We start from the raw sequence: 26,168 nt of genomic DNA on the forward strand, positions 1-26,168 counted from the left end.
AATTTCGTTTTGCAAATTGGGAATGTTTGCAATTATTTGCCACAGGTAACAAAAAACCAGTCCGCGAAGTTGATAGAATCGCATCATCTCGCACGGTCAAATGTGCTTTTTCAAACACTCATCCGCATCACGATGTGAGGAAATTAACATGAATCTTAAGCTGCAGCTGAAAATCCTCTCTTTTCTGCAGTTCTGTCTGTGGGGAAGTTGGCTGACGACCCTCGGCTCCTATATGTTTGTTACCCTGAAGTTTGACGGTGCTTCTATTGGCGCAGTTTATAGTTCACTGGGTATCGCCGCGGTCTTTATGCCTGCGCTGCTGGGGATTGTGGCCGACAAATGGTTAAGTGCGAAATGGGTATATGCCATTTGCCACACCATTGGCGCTATCACGCTGTTCATGGCGGCACAGGTCACGACGCCGGAAGCGATGTTCCTTGTGATATTGATTAACTCGTTTGCTTATATGCCAACGCTTGGGTTAATCAACACCATCTCTTACTATCGCCTGCAAAATGCCGGGATGGATATCGTTACTGACTTCCCGCCAATCCGTATCTGGGGCACCATCGGCTTTATCATGGCAATGTGGGTGGTGAGCCTGTCTGGCTTCGAATTAAGCCACATGCAGCTGTATATTGGCGCAGCACTTTCCGCCATTCTGGTTCTGTTTACCCTGACTCTGCCGCATATTCCGGTTGCTAAACAGCAAGCGAATCAGAGCTGGACAACCCTGCTGGGCCTCGATGCATTCGCGCTGTTTAAAAACAAGCGTATGGCAATCTTCTTCATCTTCTCAATGCTGCTGGGCGCGGAACTGCAGATTACCAACATGTTCGGTAATACCTTCCTGCACAGCTTCGACAAAGATCCGATGTTTGCCAGCAGCTTCATCGTGCAGCATGCGTCAATCATCATGTCGATTTCGCAGATCTCTGAAACCCTGTTCATTCTGACCATCCCGTTCTTCTTAAGCCGCTACGGTATTAAGAACGTAATGATGATCAGTATTGTGGCGTGGATCCTGCGTTTTGCTCTGTTTGCTTACGGCGACCCGACTCCGTTCGGTACTGTACTGCTGGTACTGTCGATGATCGTTTACGGTTGCGCATTCGACTTCTTCAACATCTCTGGTTCGGTGTTTGTCGAAAAAGAAGTTAGCCCGGCAATTCGCGCCAGCGCGCAGGGGATGTTCCTGATGATGACCAACGGCTTCGGCTGTATCCTCGGCGGCATCGTGAGCGGTAAAGTGGTTGAGATGTACACCCAAAACGGCATTACCGACTGGCAGACCGTATGGCTGATTTTCGCAGGTTACTCCGTGGTTCTGGCCTTCGCGTTCATGGCGATGTTCAAATATAAACACGTTCGTGTCCCGACAGGTACACAGACGGTTAGCCACTAATTACGCAAAGAAAAACGGGTCGCCAGAAGGTGACCCGTTTTTTTATTCTTACTTCAACACATAACCGTACAACCGTTTCATGCCATCCGCATCGGTTTCGCTATAGACACCTTGCAGCTCCGGCGAAAATCCCGGCAACAAATTCACCCCTTCTTCCAGTGCAAGGAAATAACGTTGAACCGCCCCACCCCAGACTTCCCCGGGTACCACGCAAAGCACGCCAGGTGGATAAGGTAACGCCCCTTCTGCCGCAATTCGCCCTTCGGCATCACGAATCCGCACCAACTCCACTTCACCGCGAATATAAGCGCTATGCGCATCCTGGGGATTCATCACCACTGACGGGAAACTCTGCTGGCGGAACATCGCTTTTTGTAGGTCTTTGACGTCGAAACTGACATACAGATCGTGCATCTCCTGACACAACTGGCGCAGGGTGTAGTCGCGATAACGCACCGGATATTTGTTATAAACGCTCGGCAACACCTCAACCAGCGGCGAGTCATCCTCAATATGCTGTTCAAACTGCGCCAACATCGCCACCAGTTGTGCCAGCTTCTCGTGGCTTTCCGCCGGAGTTAATAAGAACAGAATGGAATTGAGATCGCACTTCTCCGGCACAATGCCGTTCTCACGCAGATAGTGCGCCAGAATCGTCGCCGGAACGCCAAAGTCGCTATATTCGCCGGTTTCAGCATCGATACCCGGCGTGGTGAGTAACAGCTTGCACGGATCAACAAAATACTGATCCGCGGCATATCCTTCAAAGCCGTGCCACTTCGCCCCCGGCTCAAAACTGAAAAAACGGCGGTCGCTGGCTAACACTGACGTCGGATAATCCTGCCACAATTTGCCATCAACAACGGGCGGGATAAACGGGCGGAACAGCTTACAGCGCGCAAGAATCGCCTTCCGGGCTTCAATCCCCAACGCAACGCACTCCGCCCACAGCCGACGCCCACTCTCCCCTTCATGAATTTTGGCGTTAACGTCCAGCGCGGCAAACAGCGGATAGAACGGGCTGGTAGAAGCATGGAGCATAAAGGCATTATTTAACCGCTTATGCGGGCAAAAACGCGCCTGCCCGCGAATATGGTTATCTTTTTTATGGATCTGCGATGTCTGCGAGAAGCCCGCCTGCTGTTTATGCACCGACTGCGTCACAAAGATCCCCGGATCGTTTTCGTTAAGCTCTAACAGCAGCGGCGAGCTATCTGCCATCATCGGGATAAACTGTTCGTAACCGACCCACGCGGAATCAAACAGAATGTAATCACATAGATGCCCAATGGTATCGACCACATGTCGGGCGTTATAGACAGTGCCGTCATAGGTTCCCAACTGAATAATCGCCAAGCGAAACGGGCGCGGCAACTCCGCTTTTTCTGGCGCAACGTCGCGAATTTGCTGGCGCAGATACTCTTCATTAAAACAGTGCGCATCAATACCGCCAATGAAACCAAACGGGTTACGTGAAGCTTCCAGATAGACCGGCGTCGCCCCCGCCTGAATCAGCGCGCCGTGATGATTCGACTTATGGTTGTTACGGTCGAAGAGCACCAGATCGCCACGCGTTAACAGCGCATTCGTCACCACTTTATTCGCTGCCGATGTGCCGTTCAGCACAAAATAGGTTTTATCGGCATGAAAGACTTTGGCTGCGAATTTCTGTGCATCCTTCGCCGAACCTTCATGAATAAGCAGATCGCCCAATTTTACGTCAGCGTTACACATATCGGCGCGAAAGATGTTCTCGCCAAAGAAATCGTAAAAATGGCGTCCGGCAGGATGCTTTTTAAAGAACGCACCATGTTGATGTCCAGGGCAAGCAAAGGTGCTATTACCCATCTCAACGTACTGCGTCAGCGTGTCATAAAACGGTGGCAGCAAATTCTCTTCATACTGACAGGCTGCGGATTCCAGCTCCAGCCACTGCTGCGCGTTGCCGTTGATTACCGCCGTAACGCCCGCAGGTAATTCAACAGCATGTTCGGAATACAAAAACACCGGTAGATGAAAACCGGTGCGCTTAAGCAACGCAAGAATGCCACTGCGACTATCCGCAGCGGTAATGACGACTGCCGCGACGTCCGTAAAATCAGTATCTCCCAACGCCACCACGCGGCGATGAGTAGAAAGTTGGGATACCAGTTCACTACTGGCGGCAATATTCATTGATTTCATAAGCGCAAAACCCGTTTCGGGGAAGTAAGAATACCGGACAAGGTGAAAAACCCTGCCCCACGAGATATGGGTCAAACTGGTCACCAGCTCCGACCGCCAGACATCAGTAAAAGCAGAAACGCTCTGATTTTACTGTTGTCCTGCAGTGAGCGTGCGTTAACTTCACCGCATGAGCAGAAAAGGGGAGGAGTTTCGCGCGAAACGGCGATTAGCGAGAGAATGTAAGGAGGTGGCGTGCATCGGGCAAACTCCGTACAGAGAGGAGAAAATTCGCGCAATCATGGCACCTTTCACCAGAGCGTGCAAGCCAGGACTTTGCGAACAAACAAGCCATCGAAGGAACCAAACGGTCATAATAAGAAAATCAGACAATGCAGCTAACAGGAACTCTTGTGGTCATCGGTCCTTTTATCAACGCAAGTGCAGTATTACTGGGTGGCGTTCTCGGTGCACTCCTTAGTCAACGCTTACCGGAACGTATCCGCGTCTCCATGACATCAATTTTTGGTCTGGCATCGCTGGGGATTGGTATTTTACTGGTGGTGAAATGCGCCAACCTTCCGGCGATGGTTTTAGCAACCTTACTCGGTGCATTAATCGGCGAAATTTGTCTGCTGGAAAAAGGCGTCAATACCGCGGTCACCAAAGCACAAAATCTGTTTCGCCACTCACGTAAGAAGCCAGCGCATGAATCTTTTATTCAGAATTATGTCGCGATTATTGTCCTGTTTTGCGCCAGCGGCACCGGGATCTTCGGGGCGATGAACGAAGGGATGACCGGCGATCCGAGTATTTTAATCGCCAAGTCATTTCTCGATTTCTTTACGGCGATGATCTTCGCCTGCTCGCTGGGTATTGCGGTGTCGGTGATTAGCATTCCATTACTGATCATCCAGTTAACGCTGGCGTGGGCTGCCGCGCTGATATTACCGCTGACCACACCGTCGATGATGGCAGACTTCAGCGCTGTAGGCGGTTTATTGCTGCTGGCAACCGGATTACGCATCTGCGGCATTAAAATGTTCCCGGTGGTCAACATGCTTCCAGCACTCCTTCTGGCAATGCCGATTTCCGCCGCCTGGACCGCCTGGTTTGCCTGACAATGCGTGCAATAGCGGCAAAGTGATGATAGATTGTGCAGTCTGCAGTAAATTGAAGAAATTTGATTGACGAGACGAGGCGAATCAGGTTTAATGCGCCCCGTTGCCCGGATAGCTCAGTCGGTAGAGCAGGGGATTGAAAATCCCCGTGTCCTTGGTTCGATTCCGAGTCCGGGCACCACTATTCTAAAGAACCCGCCCACAAGGCGGGTTTTTGCTTTTGGATCTGACAATAACCTTCACGAAAAAAATTAGCTTATAAAGTCTGGGGGAATTACTCTCGCCACGTTAACGAGAGTAATTTTATTGATATTAATCTCCTGATACTTTATCCCCGTCCAAACTCCAGCCGCTGCACATTCACCATCCCAGGCTTCTCACCCGCACTGACATCAATTTGTGTCACCCGCAGCGCATATTTTTCATCCAGTGCGTTTAACCATTTCAGAAGGTCATTAAACACCACAGGTTCTATCCAGACCTGAATATTCTCCCCACGCTCGGCTATCCGCTTGATGACCACCGAGTGCGCGGAAGCACTGTCACTGATGACCCGCGATACCTGCGCAGGCGTTGTTGTGGCAGATTTTCGCGCTGCAATAATATCCGGCGCGGCGTTCTTCAGTCGGGTGTTCATCGCCACCAGCTGCTGCAACATCGTCTCCTGTTGTTCTATCCGTTCGCTCAACGGCTGCCAGATGAGGACGTAATATCCGACACTTAACAGGAACACCACCGCTGCCAGTAACATGCCCTTTTCACGCGGAGAACGCCCCGCCAGGTGTTGTGCCAGCCAGTGTTCGCCACGGCTTAACTGGCGTTCACGCCATTGCTGAAAATAGTGAATAAATTTATCGCGTAACATGTTATTTCCTCCGCAACGTTACGCCGCCGGAAACCGCATCACCCTCTTTCTGTAACGCGTCCTGTTGCACAACATAATCTGCCGCCAGTGCGCTACGCAGTTTGTCGAAACTGGCAAAGTTCGCGGCCCGCAACTGAAGGTGGAGCGTCTGGCGTTTTTGATCAAAGGTGAAACCACGCATTTCGATGTCGGAAAGTGATGCTGATTTCAGGGTGCTGGCTATCGCTGACAATTCTGCGAGCAGCCGGGTATCGTCGGCCTGTGGGCGATATTTTTTCAGCGCCATCGTCACCTGAGAGCGTAAGTTCACAATCCGCTTCTGCTCCGGGAATAGCGTTAAGAACTGTTTCTCCGCCTGGGTGCGGCTTTGCGCCACCTGTTCGCTGACGCTCCATAACGTCACGCCCCGCTCCACTGCCAGCGCAACCAGAATCAGCAATATCGGCAGAATCATCACCCGCCAGCGCGCCCACTGTTTTCGGTAGCTGACCCGAGGCTGCCACGGCCCTGTTAGCAGATTCCCTTCCGGTTCGCCATAAATGGTAATGGCGGGCAGAGCCGTAACGGTCAGGCGTTCGGCGTCCGCACCAGCCCATGCAGACAGTTCTTCCGGTGCAATGCCGACCACGGTTAGTGAAAGCGGTAAATCCTGCTCATTGAGCTGTGCGCGGAACATGACCGGAGCCAGCGCCCGCCCGGCGCTCCATCCCCGGCATTCATCGATGCGGCAGATAACCCGTTGCGTATCGCCAGCCATAAACCCACAAGGAATAGACATCCAGTCCGGCGCGACGGTAGCGCGGGTGATGCCGTTTGCCTGCAACCACTGCGCAATGTTGCGCATATGCTGCTGGTGAATCACAGCTACGGTTGCCAGTTGCTGGTCGATTTTCAACGGGGCGAAATGCAGTTCATCGATATCCTGGTTCAGCTCTTCTTCCAGCAAGGCGGGCAGAATCGTCGGTATCTGCTTGCGAGGCACATCAGGCAGTTCAACCTGCCAGACGCTGATCCATTCGCCGGGAATATAGAGTCGAATTGTGTCTGTTTGCAGCCATTGCTGGAGATATTCGTCGGCGACGTCAGGCCAGATGCCGTGCTCCACGTCGGGTGTACGGCGCTGCCAACGGATGGGATCAGCGGCGCAAAGCGGGAAATAAATCTCAAGCATGGAACTCACTCACTTTCTCCTGTCTGATGCCAGAGAACAGAAAAGTGTTGTGGGCCCATGCGGACAATTAACGAATTCATCGTCAGTTCAATCTCATTCACGGTGATATCTGAACGCAGCCAGAAGTAATTGCTGTCCACGCTCAGGACGGTTTTTAGCTGTTTTTTAGTACGCTCATCGACGTCAGCAAGTAGCGGCTGTGCAAGAAACTGCTCGACATCTTCCCAGCCCTTCGCCGGACGTTGTTGTAATAATGCCCGCGCCTGAACAGGGCTTAACCACGGGTCAAACAGCGCCTCAAGAATCACACTTTGCGTGACGTCCAGGGTGTTGATGTTGATTTGCTGGCGGGCCATCGGCAGCGCACAAACCAGCGGTTTCAGTTTTTGATAAAGTCCGGCGTCCATTCCCTGCACCACGCGCATCTCGCTGATATCCGCCAGCGGTTGATTCGCGGCGTAGAACGGCACCGAGCGGGCGAGATACTCGCTGTCTTCACGACCCAGACGCGTCTGCACGCTGCGGTCTTCGTCAATAAACTCCCACAGGCTTTCGGCTATCAGTTCGGCCCGATAAGCAGGCACATCGAGGCGCGAGATCAGGGCAATCAGTTGTTGTACCGCGAGCGGACGCGACGCCGTCGTCGGCTGAGCGAGGGCATTCAGGTTAAAGCAGGCCTGTGCGTCACGCAGAGTGACGGCGATTTGCCCCTGCGGCAGTGGGAAAAAACGAGGGCCGGAAGCCCACGGCTGCGCCAGATGCACGCGCTTTTCATTTTTCAGGCTCAGACTGAGTGCGCTCAACGCCAGGCTTTCCGCACTGGAGCTGTACCACAGCGCCTGCTGGTACTCCTGCTGGCTGCGCGTTCGCCCAAGTTGTTGCTGCATCCGCCCGGAAAGCGTGATGGTCACCAGCATCATAACCGCCAGCAATACCAGCACCACGACCAGTGCCATTCCGCGTTTTGGTGGTAAGGTGATCATGATAATTGCGGCCCGCGTAACAACCAGATGCGTTCAATTTCGCCCCATTGCGGCGAATGCAGGGTTATGCGTACTGCCACAGGAATCGCCTGCACTGATGACCAGCTCTCCTGCCAGCGCGTGCCGTCGTAGAACTGCAAACGGAGCGAATCCGCCGGGATTAATTTTTGCGTTGTTGGCTTCACGCTGCCTGCCGCATCGGTCAGCGGCCAGGCTAACCGTTCGAGATAACCGTCATGAATGCGGTAACCGACGGTGAGCAGATTGCTGCGTGGCAGACGCATCAACGGGTTAACCACACCGCCGCGCACAAAACGCATTCCTCCACTCTCAGACGCCAGAACGCCAGCGCCCGCCAGTAACGCTGGTTCACGCTGGCCCTGATCGCCTCTTACCGGACGCGGCATCATTTGTGTCAGATCGTGGGTCAGAAAACTCATCGTTTGCTGCATGAGGTTTAGTTTTTGATCGTGTCCGGCGACGGCGCTGTTCACGCGTGTGACACCGTTTGTCACCTGCTGTGCCATTAATGCCAACGAGGCAAAAATCGCAATCGCAATCAGCATTTCCAGTAATGTGAAGCCAGAGCGAATCTTTCTCACTGCTGACCTCCCGTGGCGCTGAACCACGCGCGTCGTGACTGAATCACCGACGAAAAGTCTTCGCGACGGCTGACTTCAATATCCACCGCCTGAAGTAGCGCGTTACCGGTATTCAGCGGTGTGGTTCGCCAGTACCAGCGGCTTCCTGCCATATCACTCTCGCCCTGGTGCCTGACCGCTCGTTGTTCACGGGTCATCAGGTAAAGCAGCGCAGTCTGGTTTTCAGCTACCCAGCCCGCTACCGTTTTCTCCTCAAGGATTTGCTGATTACTCAGCGCGCCGCTGACGATCTGTAACACCGCCATGGCGGCCAACGCAAAAATCGCCAGCGCGAGCATTACTTCCAGCAAGGTAAATCCACGCTTCATGGCATCCCCTCATCACATTGATTGAGGGATAACACGCCATCGTGCGCCAGCTTTACCGCCCAACACGCGTTTTGTGCCGACGCGTAAAAACGCAGTGTAAACGGCGTGGCGGGTTCAAAAGGCGAAAAACGGATCTGCGGTGTCTTCTTTTTCGCCTCTTTTTGCAGCTCCAGTTCAATATCGTGCAGCGTCAGGCGACGACGTTGCAGCTCCAGCACATATTCCTTCTGCCACATATCACTTCCGGGTTGTAACAGCATCTGCACCTGTTTCGGCACCGTAACCTGTGCCGATAACCGGGTCGCAGAAACGGGCAACCATTGCCCGTGACGACGCTGCATAAACTGGTAACCTGGCGGGTCGATTAGCACACCGAGTGTTTGCCCTTCGATCACTGCCCTGTCCTTAAACTGCGCAAAGCGAGTCAGAAAATCCTGCGCCGCTTTTTTCGCAGGCGGCTCTGAAGCGGTCGCAAACGTCTGTACCACGCCCGCACTGGCAAGGCCGATAAGGAAAATCACCAGCATGATTTCCAGAAGAGTGAATCCGCGTTCAGGCACTGATTACTGAAACTCCTGCAAATTCCAGTTACCGATATCTGCGCCAGCGCCTTCCCCGTTTTCCTGACCATCTGCCCCCAGGGTATAAACATCAAACAGCCCTTTTTCACCCGGGCTGAGATACTGATAATCATTGCCCCACGGATCCTTTGGCAGTCGTTTAATGTATCCACCGGTACGGTAGTTACGGGAATCCGCCATATTGGCTGGTTGCTGGATCAACGCCTCCAGTCCCTGTTCGGTGGTCGGATAACGCCCGTTATCCAGTCGGTACATATCCAGCGCATTCTCCAGCGCCACGATATCGCTGATGGCTTTTTGCCGATCTGCTTTCTCTTTGTTGCCCAACAGGTTAGGCACCACCAGACTTGCCAGGACGCCAAGAATAACAATCACCACCATCACTTCCAGCAGGGTAAAACCTGCCCGTGGTTTTTGTGTGCGGGATAACGAATTCATGTGATAACTCCGTAAATTACATTCCAACCATATTGTTCAGTTGCAGCATCGGTTCGAGGATGGCGATGACGATAAACAGCACCACGCCCGCCATCATCACCACCAGCGCCGGCTCAAACAGCCCTAACGCCAGCCCCACCTGGGTATCAAATTCCCGTTCCTGGTTGACTGCGGCCTGTTCAAGCATGGTTTCCAGTTCACCGCTCTGTTCGCCGGAGGCGATCATGTACAGCATCATCGGCGGGAACAGGCGCAACTCCGCCAGCGCGGCGCGCAAGCTGCTTCCTTCGCGGACGCGATCTGCCGCCAGCAGCAGTTGTTGCTCGACATAACGATTTGCCGACACGGCGGCGGCGGTCTGAATGCCTTCCAGTAGCGGAACACTGCTGGCGGTGAGGATGCTTAACGTGCGGGAAAAACGCGCCGTATTCAGCCCGCGCGCAACACGCCCCGTCACGGGCAGACGCAGCAAGGTTTTATCCCAGCGCAGGCGCATAGCAGGATTTTTGAGTAGCCGTTGCCCCAGCACCAGAAGCCCCAGCAATCCCGCCAGCCAGTAAACGCCGCTGGTCTGTAACGTGTCGCTCATGGCGATGAGCATTCGGGTGGAGGCAGGCAGCGCGTGTCCGAGATGATCAAACTGTTCGATAATTTTCGGCACTACTGCCGTCAGCAAAATAGTGACCACGCCCGTTGCCACCACCAGCAGTACCAGCGGGTAGAGCATGGCCTGCAGCAGGCGTGATTTCAGACGCTGCCGCTGTTCGGTGTAATCCGCCAGGCGATTGAGCACCACGTCGAGATGTCCGGATTTTTCTCCGGCAGCGACCATCGAACAAAACAGGGAGTCAAAGACGCGGGGATGTTCGCGCAGGCTGTCCGACAGGGTATAACCTTCCTGAATCCGGCTGCGCAGCGCCATTCCGAGGCTTTTTACATGCAGTTTTTCACTTTGCTCACTGACCGCCTGTAAGCAGGTTTCCAGCGGCATTGCTGCCTGCACCAGCGTTGCCAGTTGGCGTATGAACAGCGCCAAATCTGCCGCCGCCACGCGACGATGTGCATGCCGCCGACGCTGCAACATTCCCCCTGTCGAAGCATTCAGCCGGGCTTCAATGTGCACGGGGATAAGCTCTTTACCACGCAACAACTGGCGGGCATGACGCGCGGAATCCGCCTCAATCATGCCTTTGGTTTTGCGACCATTACGCTCCAGCGCCTGATAGTAAAACAGTGCCATTACGCCTCCATGGTTACCCGCAGAACTTCATCGAGAGAGGTTTCTCCGGCGAGCACTTTCTCAATGCCGTTGCTGCGGATACCCGCAGAGTGTTGCCGGACATAACGTTCCAGCTCCAGTTCCCCGGCCTGACGGTGGATCAAATCACGCAATGTGGCGTCCACCACGATCAGCTCATGGATGGCAGTACGTCCGCGAAAACCTTTATGATTACAAGCGGGACAACCCTGCGGATGGTACAGCGTGACGGTTCGCGCATCGGTAATCCCCAGCAGGCGTTTTTCTTCGTCGGTGGCAGGCGCGGACTGGCGGCAATCGGGACACAGCGTGCGAACCAGTCGCTGCGCCATCACGCCCGTCAGACTGGAAGAGAGCAGGAAAGGCTCCACGCCCATATCCTGCAAACGCGTGATCGCCCCCACCGCCGTGTTGGTATGCAGCGTGGAAAGGACCAGGTGCCCTGTAAGCGATGCCTGGACGGCAATTTCTGCGGTTTCGGTATCGCGGATTTCACCGACCATCACCACATCCGGGTCCTGACGCAAAATTGCGCGCAGGCCACGGGCGAAGGTCATGCCGACGCGGGTGTTAACCTGCGTCTGACCGATCCCTTCAATCATGTATTCGATAGGGTCTTCAACCGTGAGAATGTTACGCGAGTGGTTGTTCAGCTCCTGCAATCCAGCGTACAGCGTGGTGCTTTTGCCGGAACCGGTCGGCCCCGTCACCAGAAAAATGCCGTGCGGTTTGTGTAACAGCTGGCGCAACTGCGCAGTCAGTTCGAGACTTAAACCCAGACGCTCCAGCGTCAGGCGAGCCTGGTTTTTGTCCAGCAGTCGCAGCACCACCCGTTCCCCCCAGGCGGAAGGCATGGTGGAGACACGGACGTCAATCGCCCGACCGCCCAGCAGCAGCGCAATGCGCCCATCCTGCGGTACGCGTTTTTCGGCGATATCCAGCCGTGCCATCACCTTAATACGCGATACCAGCAGCGAGGCCAGTTTGCGCCCCGGACGCAGCATTTCATGTAGTGTGCCGTCAACACGAAAACGGATCACCAGACTCTTTTCAAACGTCTCGATGTGGATATCCGAAGCGCCTTCTTTAATCGCCTCTGCCAACATGGCGTTGATCAGTTTGATGATTGGCGCATCGTCGTCACTTTCCAGCAGATCTTCCGTTTCCGGTAGTTCTTCTGCGAGAGTAAAAAAGTCCTCAGCAGAACCGAGATCTTCCATCAGCTGGCGGGCCTCGGAAGAGTCCCGCTGCCAGACCGCATTCAGCCGCTGTTCAAATTCGGCCTCGTCGATTTGCCTCAGCGTGAAAGACGCGTTCAGCCCCCGCTGCAGCTCCTGCAAAACAGAGAGCGACAACGGATGAACATGGAGGATCTCCAGCGACGCTTCGCACCATGCCACCAGGCTAAACCGACGGCTGAAACTGTAGGGCAGACGCACGGTGTTAGCGGTGGTTTCCTGTGCTACAGGCACCATTAACGCGTTCTCCCGGCATTAAGGAACGCACGAACTTCTGGCGGTAAGGCCTGATTTTGCGCTGGCAGTACCGGCTGCGCGGTGTGCGGCATCAGGCTTAAGCCTTGCTCATCGCGGTAGATTTGCTCGGCGCGCATGTAGTTATATTTGCGCTGCGACACGCCGTCTGCCGCCATACCGTCACGCAGAATGGTCGGGCGGATAAACACCATCAGGTTACGTTTTTCTTTTTTATCCGCCGTCGATTTAAACAGGTTACCAATCAATGGGATATCGCCAAGCAGCGGCACTTTCGCCACGCTTTCTCCCGCCTGATCGTCCATCAGACCGCCAAGCACGATCAGCTCACCATCGTTTGCCAGCACGGTGGTTTTCAGTTTGCGCTCGCCAAACACGACGTCGAGACTGGTCTGTCCTTCCACCTTCGACACTTCCTGCTCAATCACCATCTGTACCGCGTTTCCTTCGTTAATCTGCGGCGTGACTTTCAGCATGATGCCGACTTTTTTCCTCTCTACCGTATTGAAAGGATTGCTGTTATTAGAGCCAACAGTAGAGCCGGTTAATACCGGAACGTCCTGGCCCACCATGAAGAAGGCTTCCTGGTTGTCCAGCGTGGTGATACTCGGCGTGGAGAGCACGTTCGAGCTGGAGTCGTTTTTGACCGCCTGTACCAGCGCCATCCAGTCGCCTTTCACCACGCCAACCGCCGTACCGCTAAAGCCAGAAAGAAGCTGAGCGAGCGTGGAGAGATCGCCGTTAGTATCCGGGTTAATGGTGGTAGCGCCGTTTTCACTGATCACCGTGGAGCCTTTCTGCGGTTTCGCCTGAGAAATGGCTGCACCCAGCGTGCCAATAGGGATCTGCGTACCGTTAGCAAACTGCATTAATCCGGCATCTTTCGACGCCCACTGCACGCCGAAATTGATATTGCTACCTTCGGCAACTTCCACGATCAACGCCTCGACGTGCACCTGAGCACGGCGAATATCCAGTTGTTCAATCACGCTTTGCAGCGACTGCATAATGTCCTGCGGCGCAGTAACAATCAGGGCATTACTGTGTTTGCTGGCGGCGATGGAGACAACCTCACGCCCGCTACCAACCGTGCCTTCCGCCTCTTCTTTAGCCGCCGTGAGCGTACCGCTGACCTGCTTCAGCACATCGACCAGGTCTTCCGCTTTACTGTATTTGAGATAGAACACCTGGCTGTTGCCGCTGCGCTCCATTTCTGAGTCCAGCCGACGGATCAGGCGGCGCATTTTGTCCCGCGTGGCCGGGTCACCACTGACAATCACACTGTTGGTGCGTTCGTCGGCGACAATTTGAGATTTCAGCGTCGCAGGCTGGTTCTCACCGCTGTTTTTCGTCAGGCTTTCCAGCACGCGGGCAATTTCCGAAGCCGAGGCGTTATCCAGCGGGATCACCTCTTCGGTGCGATTACCCGCATGATCCACGCGCTGGATCACTTCCGTCAGGCGCTCCACAACTGAGGCGCGTCCGGTAAGCATAATCACGTTGGAGGGATCGTAATTAACAACGTTGCCTGAGCCTGCGCTGTCGATCATCTGGCGCAGAATCGGTGCCAGCTCGCGTACCGACACATTACGTACCGGCACGACTTTGGTGACCATTTCATCGCCCGCGTAGTTGTCGCTGCCTTCACCAACCAGCGGCAGCGGCTCGACTTTCGCGGCACTGGATTTCACCACCTTCAGCACGTCGTTTTCCATCGGTACGACGGCATACCCCTGTGCTTCCAGCAGGTTAAGGAATAGCTGGTAATACTGGCGTTCATTGAGCGGGGTCATGGTGCGAATACTCACTTTCCCCTGAACGCCCGGCCCCATAATGATGGTTTTATTAAGGTTAGCGCCGACGGTTTCGATGAACGATTTCAGGTCGGTATCTTTAAAATTAGCGGTGAAAGTGGCTTCTTCCGCCCAGACCGGTGAACTGCATAATGCCGCTGCCAGCACCAGCGCCAGTAAACGCTTTTTTGTTTTGAGGCCAGTTGTCTTCTTACGCCAGACCGACAACGTCATATCACGCCAAAACACGATGAATGATTCTCCTGGATTAAATGCGGTTAGCGCAGCGCGATGGAAATGTCGTAGCGCGCACCCTTGCGTAAAACCGTAAGTTGAATGGAATCCATTGAAGGTAACTGCCGCATCAGAGCAATCATTGCTCGTGGATCAGTGAAATCCTGCTGATTTAGCGCAATGGCGATATCGCCTTCCTTAAAACCGCTGGCATCGAACAGAGAACGATCTGCCCCCGGTTTCACTGCATAACCGACAATCCCTTCCTTACGCACAGGCGTAAGCTGGATATAGTTAAAAATTTTCTGCGGATCTTTCGCCAGTGCCTGACGCACGGCAGCCGGGATCTCAACTGGCGCACTGGCAGCAGGCTCAGCAACAGCTTGCTTTGCTTCGTCACTGACAGCTTTTTTGTTGGTCACGGCAACGGTGGAACGCTCCTCTTCAGCCAGGCTCAGGCGCTCTATTTTTCCCTGATAGCGCAGCATCACATGGTCGCGGTTGATTTCCTCAATCACTGCGTTGTGCGAGCCAAGCGTTTCACCCTGCAAATAGACCTGCTGTTTACCACCTTCTTCAATAACCGCGCCGGGTCTGGCACCAAAGGCGATCCCACGCAACACCACATTAAGACGCGTTTCGGCCACAGGTGCAGGTTCGGGTTGTTTTACCGGCGTGGCGACGGGCTGATATTTGCCAAACCAGTTTTGCTGGCTGATTAATTGCACGTCATTTTTATCGAACGCTTTTGCATCCGCACGGAGCGGTTTATTCGCCGATGGGGAAACCGCCGTATATTCCGCAGAAAAGGAGAAATAGCGCCAGAGTGAATGCGCCACTTTTGCAGAAATAATAAGCAGCATCAGCCAGAACATCCCGCGTGCAATTTTGCGCAGATGCTCTTTGTCTGTATTAAGAGATTGTCTCTGGTTAAGAGTGTGACGAATTTTTGTCAGCCATTGAATGAGATAAATTCGTGCGTCACGAAAAACAACCCGCGCCAATTTATATCTACCCGACGTTATGCTTTGACTATTCCACAGGTGGTACGATCCAGTTTCCGCTGATACTGGTTACCTGTACGTGTATCATTAATCGTTATGCTGTAATTAATTCCCTCGGTGATCATTAATTTCACCGTTGGGTCAGCGCACATTTGTCGTTGATAGCTGGTTAAAAAGGCGTCAGGTGTCTGCGTGGTCTGAGTACCCGATTCGCTGATAATGGTCATTTTTACCGTCGTGCCACTACTTTGCGCCAGCACTAAGGTATATCCCGCAGATTTAATCGGCAGGTTTTGGCTGATATTTTGCGCCTGTTTTTTCGCCAGTAAACTGGCATTTTCATTATGGCTGGCACAGCCACTTAATAATCCTGTAACGCTCAACAATAGCGATATTAATACCCTCCCTGGCATTTGTTTTATCGACATGGTAAATAATCTCTAAGGTTATTAATAAGAGTTAAAATGTCACTTTGATAATGACGTGGTTATCATTAAAACAATGCCTGTAGATAAAGTGTTGCTATACCGCCCAGACTTAAACACGGTCCAAAAGGCAGTGTGGTTGATCCTCTTTTTGTAATAACGGCATATATCAGGCCGCAGCATGAGGCGATTAAAGCAACATTGGGCAGTGATAATGCCCCCACCCAGCCACCTAACGCAGCGAAGAGTAATACATCGCCCATGCCTAATGCTTCTTTACGCAGAACTATTCCGGCTATCCAGCGCAGGGAGTAAAAAGTGATAAATCCCACCAGTACGCCGGTAACTGCGTCTTGTAGCGTTAACGGACTCTGTTGCGCCCATGCTGCAATCAGCCCGGTCCACAATACGCCCTGAGTAAAAACATCGGGCAGCCATTGGTTGTCGAGGTCAATGACGCTCGCGGCAATCAGCCAGGCGGATAATATCATCACCGCCAGCCCCCATCCACTTTCTGGCCACACCAGACTCGCCAGCAAAAAAGCGAGTGCTGTCAATAACTCAACCAGCGGATAACGCTTGCTGATTTTCGCCTGACAGTCGCGGCAGCGCCCTTTGAGCATCAACCATGAGAGCAGCGGAATATTGTCACGAACGCGGATGGTCTGCTGGCAATGCGGACAGTGCGAACGCGGTAGCGCAAGGCTTATTTTTGACTGCGCACTCGGCATTTCACCATGAAACTCCGCCATTTGTTGGCGCAGCATGATGGGGTAACGCCAAATCACCACATTCAAAAAACTGCCGATGATCAATCCTCCGACGGTTGCCAGTATGGGCATCCCCGCGGGGTATTGCTGAAAAACATCAAAAAGCATGGTTAAAGGTTGTTTGTTGTAACTTGCCGGATGCGGGCCTGCGGGTGTATGCCATATGGCTTTCCTCCAGGCCCGATGCGCCTTATTTCATGCCGGATGCGGCGCGAGCGCCTTATCCGGCATACAGGCTTACTCAGCTGACATCTTATGCTCGGTAACCTGATTAATGGTTTCCGGCCCTTGCTGCGGTTTCGGCAGATTAAGCGCCGCCAGCGTCTCGTAAGCCGACTGGCTCACACCGCCCTCGAAGTTCATCTCGCTCGCTCCCGGCAACTGGTAAGCATTCGCGCCCGGATTCCATTTCTTAAAGAACTCCGAAAGATCCGTCTGGGCGACCCAGGATGCACACAGCATCAGCTTGTCGGCAGCGTTACCGTTGGATTCGGCACAGTAATTTCTTTCGCCAAACTTGGTTTTGCCAACCTCATCGCCGCGTGCTTTACGATGCATCAACTGGAACAGGTTCCAGCCTTTCATCCCTTCACGCTCGCTGTAGAACGCTGGCAGATTGCCATCTGGATACCACGTCTTGATATCAAAGTTTTTCTCTGCCCACTCTTTCAGCTGTGCGTACATCAGCAGACGGTCACCCGCACCGCCGCGCGCCCATGCCTGACCGTTGCTCTCCTCCAGATATTCCGGCGCGACGGTAATGTCGTCAGCGACACGGTTCATCTTGCCGAGATAGCGATCCTGCATGTACAGCGCCAGCACGTTGTTCGCTACTTCAGTTGCGCCAGGAACAGTCAGCGGCGTTTCGGCGGCGTTGTGACCAACTTCGTGCCAGATCAGCCAGTCGTTCAGCGGCGTCGTCGGCAGCGTGGTGCTGTTCGTCGAGAAGCTGCTGTTCATTACCGGATAACCAGAGTGCGCATCACCGATGGAGATCTGCACATCGTTGGTGAAACGATGCTTGTGGCCCGTCAAGTTTTTATAGGTAAACATCCGGTGCTTACCGTTTTCGCCATCACGTCCGTAGAAGTCATTCATCGAGCTGGCAAAGGTATCCAGTTCCTCAGCGAATTGTTCCTGACCGCCCTTGTAATTGCTGGCCTCAAGGTTCTTCTTCGGCGTGGTATAGACGAAAGCGTCTGATTCCAGCTCGCCCAGCGGCGCAGGGGAGTTCAGAGCGTTTTTCCATGCGCCATCTTTATAGAACGGCGCTTTCACCACACCAGTAAAGGTGAATTCGGCTGACTCATTCTTTGGGCTGTTGCCCTTGATATAAATCAGACCACCGTAAGGAACCGTAAACTTCACCTCACCATTGGCTTTCAGCTCATAGGTTTTCGTCACTTTTGGCGGACGGTTCAGAGCAACTTCATGCTTCTCACGTCCGGTCAGGTCGTCGGCCAGCGCCACGGTGACAGTCACAGGAACGTTCGCCTTAGACTCAATAGTGACCTCTTTCTGAGCTGGAGCCCACAGGCCAGTAGACTGCATGTTACCTGCAAACCATTTGGTCGGATTCGAGTACAGGCTGATGGTTTCAGTAACCTTCTCACCTTCTGCCGATACCGCTCCCGGATACTTCTCGACATCAACTTTGATGTTCAGATCCCACCAGGAACGCCCCAGCATCAGACGCGTCAGCGGTTTTTCCATATAGTTGAGCGGATAGCTCGGGTTCATCATGCCTGCTTTGCTGCTACCGTCACCGTAGATCATGTTGTTATCGACAAGAGATTTTTTCAGATCTGCAGAACACTGCGTGCCGTTGGTGTAAGCATCGTTGGCGTAGCAGTTCAGGAACTCGGTGAACGTTTTAAAGCCCAGCTCGTCATCCTTGCTGCTGTCATAGCTGTATTCAATTTCATTCCACAGCCAGACCGACATGTTCTGGTACAGACGTTCCAAATCGACGCTGCTCAGACGCTCACCTTTGCGACCATTGGTCCGGAAGTAGAGCTCATGCTGATACAGACGCTGAATGTTGGTGCCTAAATCCGCAGCCTGCACCATCGCTTTCGCGGTGTCGGCGCTGAGATTCAGTTGCGTATAGCGCGGAACATACATGCCCCCGGTTACCGGAACGTTCGTGCCAGGACGATGTTCCAGGCAGTTGACCTCGTAGTGGTAGTCAGGATCCTTACATACCTCTAATCCAGGAAATGCCTTAAGGATTTTTGCCTTTGCCGCCTCCAGGGACTCGTTTGTTTCATGCTCCGCCTCATCGATAAAGGCATAACGCTTGACCTGTTTGCCATCGACATCTTCCAGCCAGCTGGCCACTTCCAGTTTCGGCTTGTCATCTGGCTTGTTTTCTTGCTGGTATTTCCAGATAACTTCTTTCGTTGTTTCATCAATTGTATACGGCGGTTTACCGTCGACAAACGGATAACGTTCATATACCCAGATGCCTTTTTCACGCTGCTGACGAACGCGATCCGGATACCCTTGAGGATCGTTATTCACCACCGACTTGTTCAGTGCCATTGACAGGCCTGCGGCATCAAGCAGACGCACAAAACCAGATGCGCTCTCTTCCTTAAGATTGCTCATCACGTTTTCCATGATCAGCACCGAGCCACCTTTGTTCAGATAGGCGATCAGATCGGTCACATCCTGCTGGCTCAGCTTCGGTTTGCTGGTATCTGCACGCAGAGGAATGGAGTAAGGATCGCTACCCCATTGTGTGACGTATTCAAAGCCATTGAGGATCAGCAGAGGAACTTCATCTGGATTCAGATTGCCATAACTGGTCAACGGTTTAACTGTGATACCTGCGAAATCCTTATGGAAAGCAAACGGTGCACTATTTCCTAATACCTGACCCGCTTTTTTGAAATAAACCGTATCCAGGTTAGTACCCACGGTCATACTGCTCTTCGCATCCGGCAGCCAGCGTTCATTTGACAGATAGCGCAGTACGTTCTCCATGAAGTTCTTCATATCATCCGGGTCGCTGTTGAGCGTACACTGCCCGTCTTTATTAACGCCCCCGTTCCAGCTGTAACCGTTCGGACAACGCAAAATGCTGTTGTAGTGCGGGTTACCGATAACCATCAGTTTGCCCTCACCGACTTGCCCCAGCGAAATAAACGGCAGGTTAAAGGTGGCGGTATCGCGCGTAACGTTTTCCGGCTCAACGAGAGAAGGCGCTTCCGTAATGTACGCCAGCTCGTTTTTATCCCAGGCGCGTTTTTCGCCAAACGCCAGCCAGTAGTTTTTATCATTACGCGCCATCAGAATCGGGAAGGCCGCGTTGGAGATATTCACCACTGCCTGACCGCGCGCATTACCGGTACTGCCATAGAAGTTGGTAGAGTCATGGAAGACGTGGAATTTCGTCACTGATTTGTAATCTTTATCCACACCCCACAGCTTGTTGATAACGCCCTGAATCTGACCTTCGTTAACATTGCGTGCTGTCAACGAGAACCAACGCTGAGAGTTGCAACCCCCAAGGGAGTCACAAATCGCCGTATCAATCTCTTTAGCCTGCCCGGATTCAAACTGCTCAAGAAATTCGTTTGTCCGCTCAAAGGTTTGATCGCCTTCGCTCAACGCCTCGCCATTGGATAACGAGAGATTGATAATCTCGTTGATTACGTTGGGATACTCGGCAAAGACCTTGCGCACTACGTCCGGCACTTCACGCTCATCATTTTTTCCGGCCTGGGAGTAACGATGAATAAGCTGATCAATATTCGCGCCGCGAACTTCGTCACCCAGTTCAGTCAACGCAATGGTCGACTTATTGCCGCGCACTGAGCCCAGTTCAAAGGTGTCGATACCAAAGGAGATGGTTTCGCCCCAGCTGAAGTTGAATTTGCCGTTTTCGCCAGTTACGCCACGGCCTGAGCTGGTGTAGTAATTTACGCCAACCACACCATTGCCCATGCTATCTACCAGTCGGCCTTCGGAGAGAATGATTTCAGTGGGTTGATACTGATAAAACTGTTCCGCGTTAGCCGACACGAAGGAAGCGTTCAGATCCGGTTTTGTTCCCGGCGTGGTGACGGGCACAACCGGTGAAGTATGAGTGGATGGCGCTTTATCGGTCGCGGCATTGTTTTCCACCTCTTCATTGACCAGCTTTTTGAACTCTTCCGGTGCCAGATCGATTTGCTTATACAGCGAGTCGAAACGTTTACTCTCGATCACTGAGGAGAACGTCAGGCAAACCTGTTCTGTATTCGCCGGACAGCTGTTACTGGACGTTACCAGCGAAACCGCATTGCTTTTCTTGTCATCGGAAGCCGCCAGTTCTTGCGCGTCCTCAAGACTAAACGACACTTTTTCAACCGCACGCAGGCTACGCGCAGCTTCTGACTGGGTGTCGAAGGTAGCAATTGTCGTGTTGTTCCCTGCCACACAGGTGACTTTGTCGCCTGGCGTAAAGGTAAAGCCATCGCTGGATTCACCATTACAGGTAGCACCAGTTACCCGCTGGCTTCCGCCCAGGGTCAGATAACCCGTTTTCGTAGGAACAGGTTCTGGCTCCGGTTCTGGCTCTGGATCAGGTGTCGGTTCCGGCGTAGGTTCTGGGTCCGGCGTTGGCTCAGGCGTCGGCTCCGGGTTTGGTGTTGGATCAGGTTTCACTTCCGGCAAAGACCCTGTTCCAGAATCTACAGGCGGCGTATCGGAGGAAGATCCGGAGCCACCGCCATCACAACCGGCTAACAGGGTTGCACTCAAAATAGCCGCTAAAAGCGATTTCTTATATTTAAATTTCTTATTCATTAATAACGCAAGTGACAAAACAAAGTTAAAAGATTCGTAACCGGGGAAATAGTTTTATGCTTTATCTTCTTTAATAACTTCCTCCATTCTTAAGAAAACGGCATCATTGATAGAAAAACAGGTGAAATTTATAAGAATAACCCCTATTCGATGTCTGGCTGGTTATTTTTACGAAATTTCAATAAACAAAAAATTAACAACCTTTCACAACGTAACTATATAAATTTGTTGGTAGTTTTAACGATTAAGATTGCAAAAGCAACAGATAGAACGGTGTTTGCTCATCAAGCGAACATAATTAATACTGACTTGTTTTGCGTGATAAATAATAGATGTTCTCACGCTCTTAATTATTTAGCATGTTATCTGAACGCGAAACATTATTGCCACATGGATAATAAAGCGGGAAATAATTTTCCATTAATAAGACAGAGTAATGTAAATGAAGCCGGATGATATTAACGATCATCCGGCATTATTGATTTACGAGACTAACATCCCAGTAAACACATACGCCTGCAACAGCGTGATAATGCCGATAACGCTGGCAAAAATCAGACTGTGCTTCACGGTGTAGCGGAACAGTTCAGATTCTCGGCCCACCATGCCCGTCGCGGCGCAGGCCACGGCGATAGATTGCGGGGAGATCATCTTGCCAGTTACGCCGCCGCTGGTATTTGCTGCCACCAGCAGAGTGTCAGAGACGTTGATTTGCTGCGCCGTGGTCGATTGCAGTGAACCAAACAGGGCGTTAGAGGAGGTGTCCGAGCCGGTAAGGAATACGCCCAGCCAGCCGAGAAACGGTGAGAAAAACGGGAACATCACGCCTGTACCTGCCAGTACCAGCGCCAGCGTGGTGGACATACCGGAATAGTTGGTGACGAAGGCGAACGCCAGCACCATGCCAATCGACAATATCGGCCACTTCAGACTAATTAGCGTTTCGGCAAAGACGCCAATCCCTTTCTTGATGCCCACGCCGAGGATGAAGATAGAGATAATCGCCGCAATAAAAATAGCGGTGCCGCCAGCCGAGAGAGGGTCGAATTTAAACACCGCATCCATTGGCGTTGGTTGGGCGACAATGGGTGCCGCTTTCAACACTTGTTGATGCAAATGAGGGATCTGGAAATTAATCACCAGTGAATAAAACGCGCCGCCCGGAGCAAATAACGCTTTAAACGGCTTCATGGTCCAGATGGTGACCAGCACCGTTAAGATTAAAAACGGTGACCACGCACGAATGATTTGCCCCAGACTATATTCTGAAGGCACGGGACCGCCAGAAGATGGTTTATTCACCACCATCGCACCTGCGGATTGTCCCATGCTGATTGCCGTTTCGGTATTTTTCGGCCGCCAGACTTTAAGGAATAAAGCGAGTGAGACGATACTCACCAGCGCCGAAGTAATATCCGGCAGTTCCGGACCAATATAGTTAGAGGTAAAGAACTGAGTGACAGCGAAGCTTCCCCCAGCAACCAGCGCCGCTGGCCACGTCTCTTTCACCCCTTTCCAGCCGTCCATCATTGCTACCAGCCAGAACGGCACAAGAACCGACAGGAACGGTAACTGACGTCCCGCCATTGCGCCAATGTGGAACGGATCGATTCCCGTTACCTGACCGGCGACCAGAATCGGCACGCCCAACGCACCAAACGCCACCGGCGCAGTGTTGGCAATCAGACACAGCCCCGCCGCGTATAACGGTTTGAAGCCCAGGCCCACCAGCAGCGCACCGGTAATCGCCACCGGCGCACCAAAGCCAGCCGCCCCTTCCAGCAACGCGCCAAAGGAGAAACCAATCAGTAACACCTGCAAACGCTGATCGTCGGTGATGGAGATAACCGAGCTGCGGATAATATCGAACTGGCCGCTGGCAACGGTTAATTTATACAGGAATACCGCCGCGACAATAATCCACGCAATAGGCCATAAACCATAAATAAAGCCATAGCCCGCAGCAGCAAATGCCATATCAATTGGCATTTTAAAGGCGAATATCGCAATCAGAATAGATAATATAAGGGTTATTGCTCCGGCGACATGTCCTTTCAGACGTAATACCGCGAGTGCAACGAAGAAGAATATTATCGGGATCAGGGCGACCAGAGCGGATAGCCCCAGTCCTCCCATCGGCATATACATTTGGGTCCAGGTAACCATATTGTTCAGTCTCTTATTATCTTTATATGCTTGATATACTTAAGGTTGTAATAAGCAAAAGAGGACTGAACTGTAAAATATAGGCGTTATACTTTACAGCAACAGTACGCTGCTAACGCAATTGCTACCTCTGGCATAACAAGTATATCGGGTAAGGGTTTCTGTTCCGCACACGCAGGCGCAGAATATCGTTAAGATGTCCATATTGTTGTTTTAGGCCCGCTAGTAATGCGCTACGGGTATTTAATATTGTTAAACCCTGATAATCGCTCCGGTTATTTCCGGGATAAATGTACTACCGCAGTTACTATCATAGCCCCGACAATAAAACTTGCCGGGGCTTTTTTGACGCTATTAATGACTTTCTTTTTCGCGTAAACGCCAGGCGTGTAATAACGGTTCGGTATAGCCGTTTGGCTGTTTCACGCCGAGGAAGATTAAATCGCTGGCAGCTTTAAAAGCACACGAGTTAGCGAAATTCCCCGCCATCGGACGATAAGCCGGATCGCCAGCGTTTTGCTGATCAACCACTTTCGCCATATTCTCCAGCGACGCCTGCACCTGTTCTTTGGTCAGAATACCGTGACGTAACCAGTTGGCGATATGCTGGCTGGAGATGCGCAGCGTTGCGCGGTCTTCCATCAACGCCACGTTGTGAATATCCGGCACTTTTGAACAACCAATCCCCTGCTCCACCCAACGCACCACGTACCCCAGAATTCCCTGCACGTTGTTATCCAGCTCTTGTTGGATCTCTTGCGCCGACCAGTTAGCGTTTTCAGCAACCGGAATAGTCAGCAGATCGTCCAGCAGCGGTTCAAATTCAGCATTGAACTCGGTCTGGGCAATGTTAGCTTGCACGCTCTGTACGTTGGTTTGGTGGTAGTGCAGCGCATGGAGCGTAGCAGCGGTTGGTGACGGAACCCAGGCCGTGTTCGCCCCGGCACGCAGTTGGTCGCCCTTCTGGCTGCACATGTCTGCCATCAGGTCCGGCATTGCCCACATGCCTTTACCAATTTGCGCTTTACCGCGCAGCCCACAGAACAGACCGGAAAGCACGTTATTACGCTCGTAGGCTTTGATCCAAGGCGTCGATTTCATCTGATTTTTACGCAGCATCGGGCCAGCTTCCATCACCGAATGCATTTCATCGCCGGTACGGTCGAGGAAACCGGTATTGATGAACGCCACGCGGTTGCGCGCCTGAGCGATACAGCTACGCAAGTTCAGCGAGGTCCGACGTTCTTCATCCATAATGCCCATTTTCAGGGTATTCGGTGCCATACCGAGCATTGTCTCAATGCGGGTAAACAGTTTGTTGGCGAACGCCACTTCCTGCGGACCGTGCATTTTCGGTTTCACAATATAGACGCTGCCAGTGCGCGAGTTTTTCTGCACTTTTAAATCATAGAGGGCAATCGCGCCAGTCATGACGCCATCAAGAATGCCTTCCGGGATTTCATTGCCTTCGCTGTCCCAAATCACAGGAATAGTCATCAAATGACCCACGTTGCGGATAAACAGCAGCGAGCGTCCGTGCAGAGAAATTTCAGAGCCATCGGCGGCGGTGTAATGACGATCGTCATTCAGTTTACGCACGATTTGTCGACCGTTCTTCTCCATTTTCTCTTGCAGAGTCCCCTGCATCAGGCCCAGCAGGTTGCGGTACAGCAGGATTTTATCTTCCGCATCAACCGCCGCGACCGAATCTTCGCAGTCGAGAATAGTACTGATGGCCGCTTCGACGATAACATCGTTGATATGCGCCGGATCGTCTTTGCCAATCCGCCCGTTGGCATCGATTTGCAGCTCAATATGCAGGCCGTTATTTTTCAGCAAAATGCAGGACGGCGCAGCGGCATTGCCACGGTAACCGACAAACTGCGCCGGGGTGCGTAACGTGGTTTCTTTACCATTTTTCAACTGGATGCGTAATTGTTTATCAACCACCTTAAACGCCACCACATCCTGATAGCTGCCGTTTTCCAGCGGTAGTGATTCATCGAGGAAACGCCGAACCCAGGCGATAACCTGCTCACCGCGCTGCGGATCGTAGCCGCTGACCATCGCCCCTTCCTGCGGGATGATGTCGCTGCCGTATAACGCATCGTACAGTGAGCCCCAGCGAGCGTTCGCCGCGTTCAGCGCGTAGCGGGCGTTCATTGCCGGAACCACCAGCTGTGGCCCCGCCTGGCTGGTGATTTCGCTGTCAATGCCCGTGGTTTCCACCGTCACGCGCTCCGGTTGTGGCACCAGGTAGCCCAGTTCACGCAGGAAAGATTTATAGGCCGCTTTATCTTTAACCGGCCCCGGATTGCTGCGATGCCACTCATCAAGCGCCGCCTGAATGCGATCGCGTTCTGCCAGCAACTGACGATTTTCTGGTGCCAGATCGTGAACGATCTCATCAAAATTGCGCCAGAACGCCGCAGCGTCCAGCCCTGTTCCCGGTAAAACTTCTTCATCGACAAAACGTTTAAAGTTGGCGTCAATGCGTAAACGGCCCTGGGTTATGGTTTGACTCATTGTTTATC

19 protein-coding genes and 1 tRNA gene are annotated in these 26,168 nt (G+C 52.7%); 3 read left to right on the top strand and 17 right to left on the bottom strand.

Features of this window, described 5'->3' with window-relative positions; genetic code table 11:
• Positions 1 to 148 precede the first annotated feature (148 nt).
• A complete protein-coding gene (nupG, locus tag ACJHX7_RS05480) occupies positions 149 to 1,405 on the top strand; it encodes a nucleoside permease NupG (RefSeq protein WP_001049791.1) in 1,257 nt (418 codons plus the stop codon).
• A gap of 48 nt (positions 1,406 to 1,453) precedes the next feature.
• Here the strand turns inward: nupG and speC are convergent, their stop codons facing one another.
• Positions 1,454 to 3,589, bottom strand: coding sequence for an ornithine decarboxylase (gene speC, locus ACJHX7_RS05485; RefSeq protein WP_094030312.1), 2,136 nt, complete (start codon positions 3,587 to 3,589; stop codon positions 1,454 to 1,456).
• A gap of 392 nt (positions 3,590 to 3,981) precedes the next feature.
• Between speC and ACJHX7_RS05490 the strand changes: the two genes are divergently transcribed.
• Positions 3,982 to 4,689, top strand: a complete 708-nt coding sequence (locus ACJHX7_RS05490) for a DUF554 domain-containing protein (protein WP_097465991.1) — start codon at positions 3,982 to 3,984, stop codon at positions 4,687 to 4,689.
• A gap of 105 nt (positions 4,690 to 4,794) precedes the next feature.
• Positions 4,795 to 4,870, top strand: a tRNA-Phe gene (locus ACJHX7_RS05495).
• A gap of 147 nt (positions 4,871 to 5,017) precedes the next feature.
• Here ACJHX7_RS05495 and yghD read toward each other — a convergent pair.
• The 16 genes from yghD to glcB all read right to left on the bottom strand — a co-directional run bounded on the left by yghD (position 5,018) and on the right by glcB (position 26,160).
• A complete protein-coding gene (yghD, locus tag ACJHX7_RS05500) occupies positions 5,018 to 5,554 on the bottom strand; it encodes a GspM family type II secretion system protein YghD (protein ID WP_094029944.1) in 537 nt (178 codons plus the stop codon).
• Between the two features lies 1 nt (position 5,555).
• Positions 5,556 to 6,734, bottom strand: a complete 1,179-nt coding sequence (gene gspL, locus ACJHX7_RS05505; RefSeq protein ID WP_094029943.1) for a type II secretion system protein GspL — start codon at positions 6,732 to 6,734, stop codon at positions 5,556 to 5,558.
• The gene (gene gspK, locus ACJHX7_RS05510; RefSeq protein WP_094029942.1) at positions 6,731 to 7,708 is read right to left on the bottom strand and encodes a type II secretion system minor pseudopilin GspK; all 978 of its coding nucleotides are present in this window, start codon (positions 7,706 to 7,708) and stop codon (positions 6,731 to 6,733) included. The genes gspL and gspK overlap by 4 nt, the downstream gene beginning before the upstream one ends.
• Positions 7,705 to 8,310 (bottom strand): type II secretion system minor pseudopilin GspJ, encoded by a 606-nt coding sequence (gspJ, locus tag ACJHX7_RS05515; RefSeq protein ID WP_094029941.1) that lies wholly within the window; start codon positions 8,308 to 8,310, stop codon positions 7,705 to 7,707. The genes gspK and gspJ overlap by 4 nt, the downstream gene beginning before the upstream one ends.
• Positions 8,307 to 8,678 carry a type II secretion system minor pseudopilin GspI gene (gene gspI, locus ACJHX7_RS05520; protein ID WP_094029940.1) on the bottom strand — a complete coding sequence of 124 codons (372 nt, stop codon included), beginning with the start codon at positions 8,676 to 8,678 and terminating at the stop codon, positions 8,307 to 8,309. The genes gspJ and gspI overlap by 4 nt, the downstream gene beginning before the upstream one ends.
• Complete coding sequence (gene gspH, locus ACJHX7_RS05525) at positions 8,675 to 9,238, bottom strand: type II secretion system minor pseudopilin GspH (protein WP_094029939.1); 564 nt, start codon at positions 9,236 to 9,238, stop codon at positions 8,675 to 8,677. Before gspH ends, gspI begins: the two co-directional genes overlap by 4 nt.
• Positions 9,239 to 9,241: 3 nt before the next feature.
• Positions 9,242 to 9,697: a type II secretion system major pseudopilin GspG gene (gspG, locus tag ACJHX7_RS05530; RefSeq protein ID WP_001087296.1), complete on the bottom strand. Its 456-nt coding sequence runs from the start codon at positions 9,695 to 9,697 to the stop codon at positions 9,242 to 9,244.
• Positions 9,698 to 9,713: 16 nt separating this feature from the next.
• Positions 9,714 to 10,937 carry a type II secretion system inner membrane protein GspF gene (gene gspF, locus ACJHX7_RS05535; protein WP_094029938.1) on the bottom strand — a complete coding sequence of 408 codons (1,224 nt, stop codon included), beginning with the start codon at positions 10,935 to 10,937 and terminating at the stop codon, positions 9,714 to 9,716.
• A complete protein-coding gene (gene gspE / locus ACJHX7_RS05540) occupies positions 10,937 to 12,430 on the bottom strand; it encodes a type II secretion system ATPase GspE (protein ID WP_000249375.1) in 1,494 nt (497 codons plus the stop codon). Before gspE ends, gspF begins: the two co-directional genes overlap by 1 nt.
• The gene (gene gspD, locus ACJHX7_RS05545; protein ID WP_000498847.1) at positions 12,430 to 14,490 is read right to left on the bottom strand and encodes a type II secretion system secretin GspD; all 2,061 of its coding nucleotides are present in this window, start codon (positions 14,488 to 14,490) and stop codon (positions 12,430 to 12,432) included. Before gspD ends, gspE begins: the two co-directional genes overlap by 1 nt.
• Before the next feature lie 29 nt (positions 14,491 to 14,519).
• Positions 14,520 to 15,479, bottom strand: coding sequence for a type II secretion system protein GspC (gspC, locus tag ACJHX7_RS05550; RefSeq protein ID WP_094029937.1), 960 nt, complete (start codon positions 15,477 to 15,479; stop codon positions 14,520 to 14,522).
• A gap of 17 nt (positions 15,480 to 15,496) precedes the next feature.
• The gene (gene gspS2 / locus ACJHX7_RS05555; RefSeq protein WP_001298257.1) at positions 15,497 to 15,907 is read right to left on the bottom strand and encodes a type II secretion system pilot lipoprotein GspS-beta; all 411 of its coding nucleotides are present in this window, start codon (positions 15,905 to 15,907) and stop codon (positions 15,497 to 15,499) included.
• Positions 15,908 to 15,972: 65 nt separating this feature from the next.
• Positions 15,973 to 16,782 carry a prepilin peptidase PppA gene (pppA, locus tag ACJHX7_RS05560; protein WP_094029936.1) on the bottom strand — a complete coding sequence of 270 codons (810 nt, stop codon included), beginning with the start codon at positions 16,780 to 16,782 and terminating at the stop codon, positions 15,973 to 15,975.
• A 129-nt stretch (positions 16,783 to 16,911) separates the two neighbouring features.
• Positions 16,912 to 21,468: a lipoprotein metalloprotease SslE gene (gene sslE, locus ACJHX7_RS05565; RefSeq protein ID WP_094029935.1), complete on the bottom strand. Its 4,557-nt coding sequence runs from the start codon at positions 21,466 to 21,468 to the stop codon at positions 16,912 to 16,914.
• A gap of 483 nt (positions 21,469 to 21,951) precedes the next feature.
• Positions 21,952 to 23,634 carry a glycolate permease GlcA gene (gene glcA / locus ACJHX7_RS05570; RefSeq protein ID WP_000259302.1) on the bottom strand — a complete coding sequence of 561 codons (1,683 nt, stop codon included), beginning with the start codon at positions 23,632 to 23,634 and terminating at the stop codon, positions 21,952 to 21,954.
• A 354-nt stretch (positions 23,635 to 23,988) separates the two neighbouring features.
• Positions 23,989 to 26,160, bottom strand: a complete 2,172-nt coding sequence (gene glcB / locus ACJHX7_RS05575; RefSeq protein ID WP_094029934.1) for a malate synthase G — start codon at positions 26,158 to 26,160, stop codon at positions 23,989 to 23,991.
• Positions 26,161 to 26,168 lie beyond the last annotated feature (8 nt).

The organism is Escherichia sp. WS1451, from assembly GCF_046487365.1.
GTDB lineage: Bacteria > Pseudomonadota > Gammaproteobacteria > Enterobacterales > Enterobacteriaceae > Escherichia > Escherichia coli.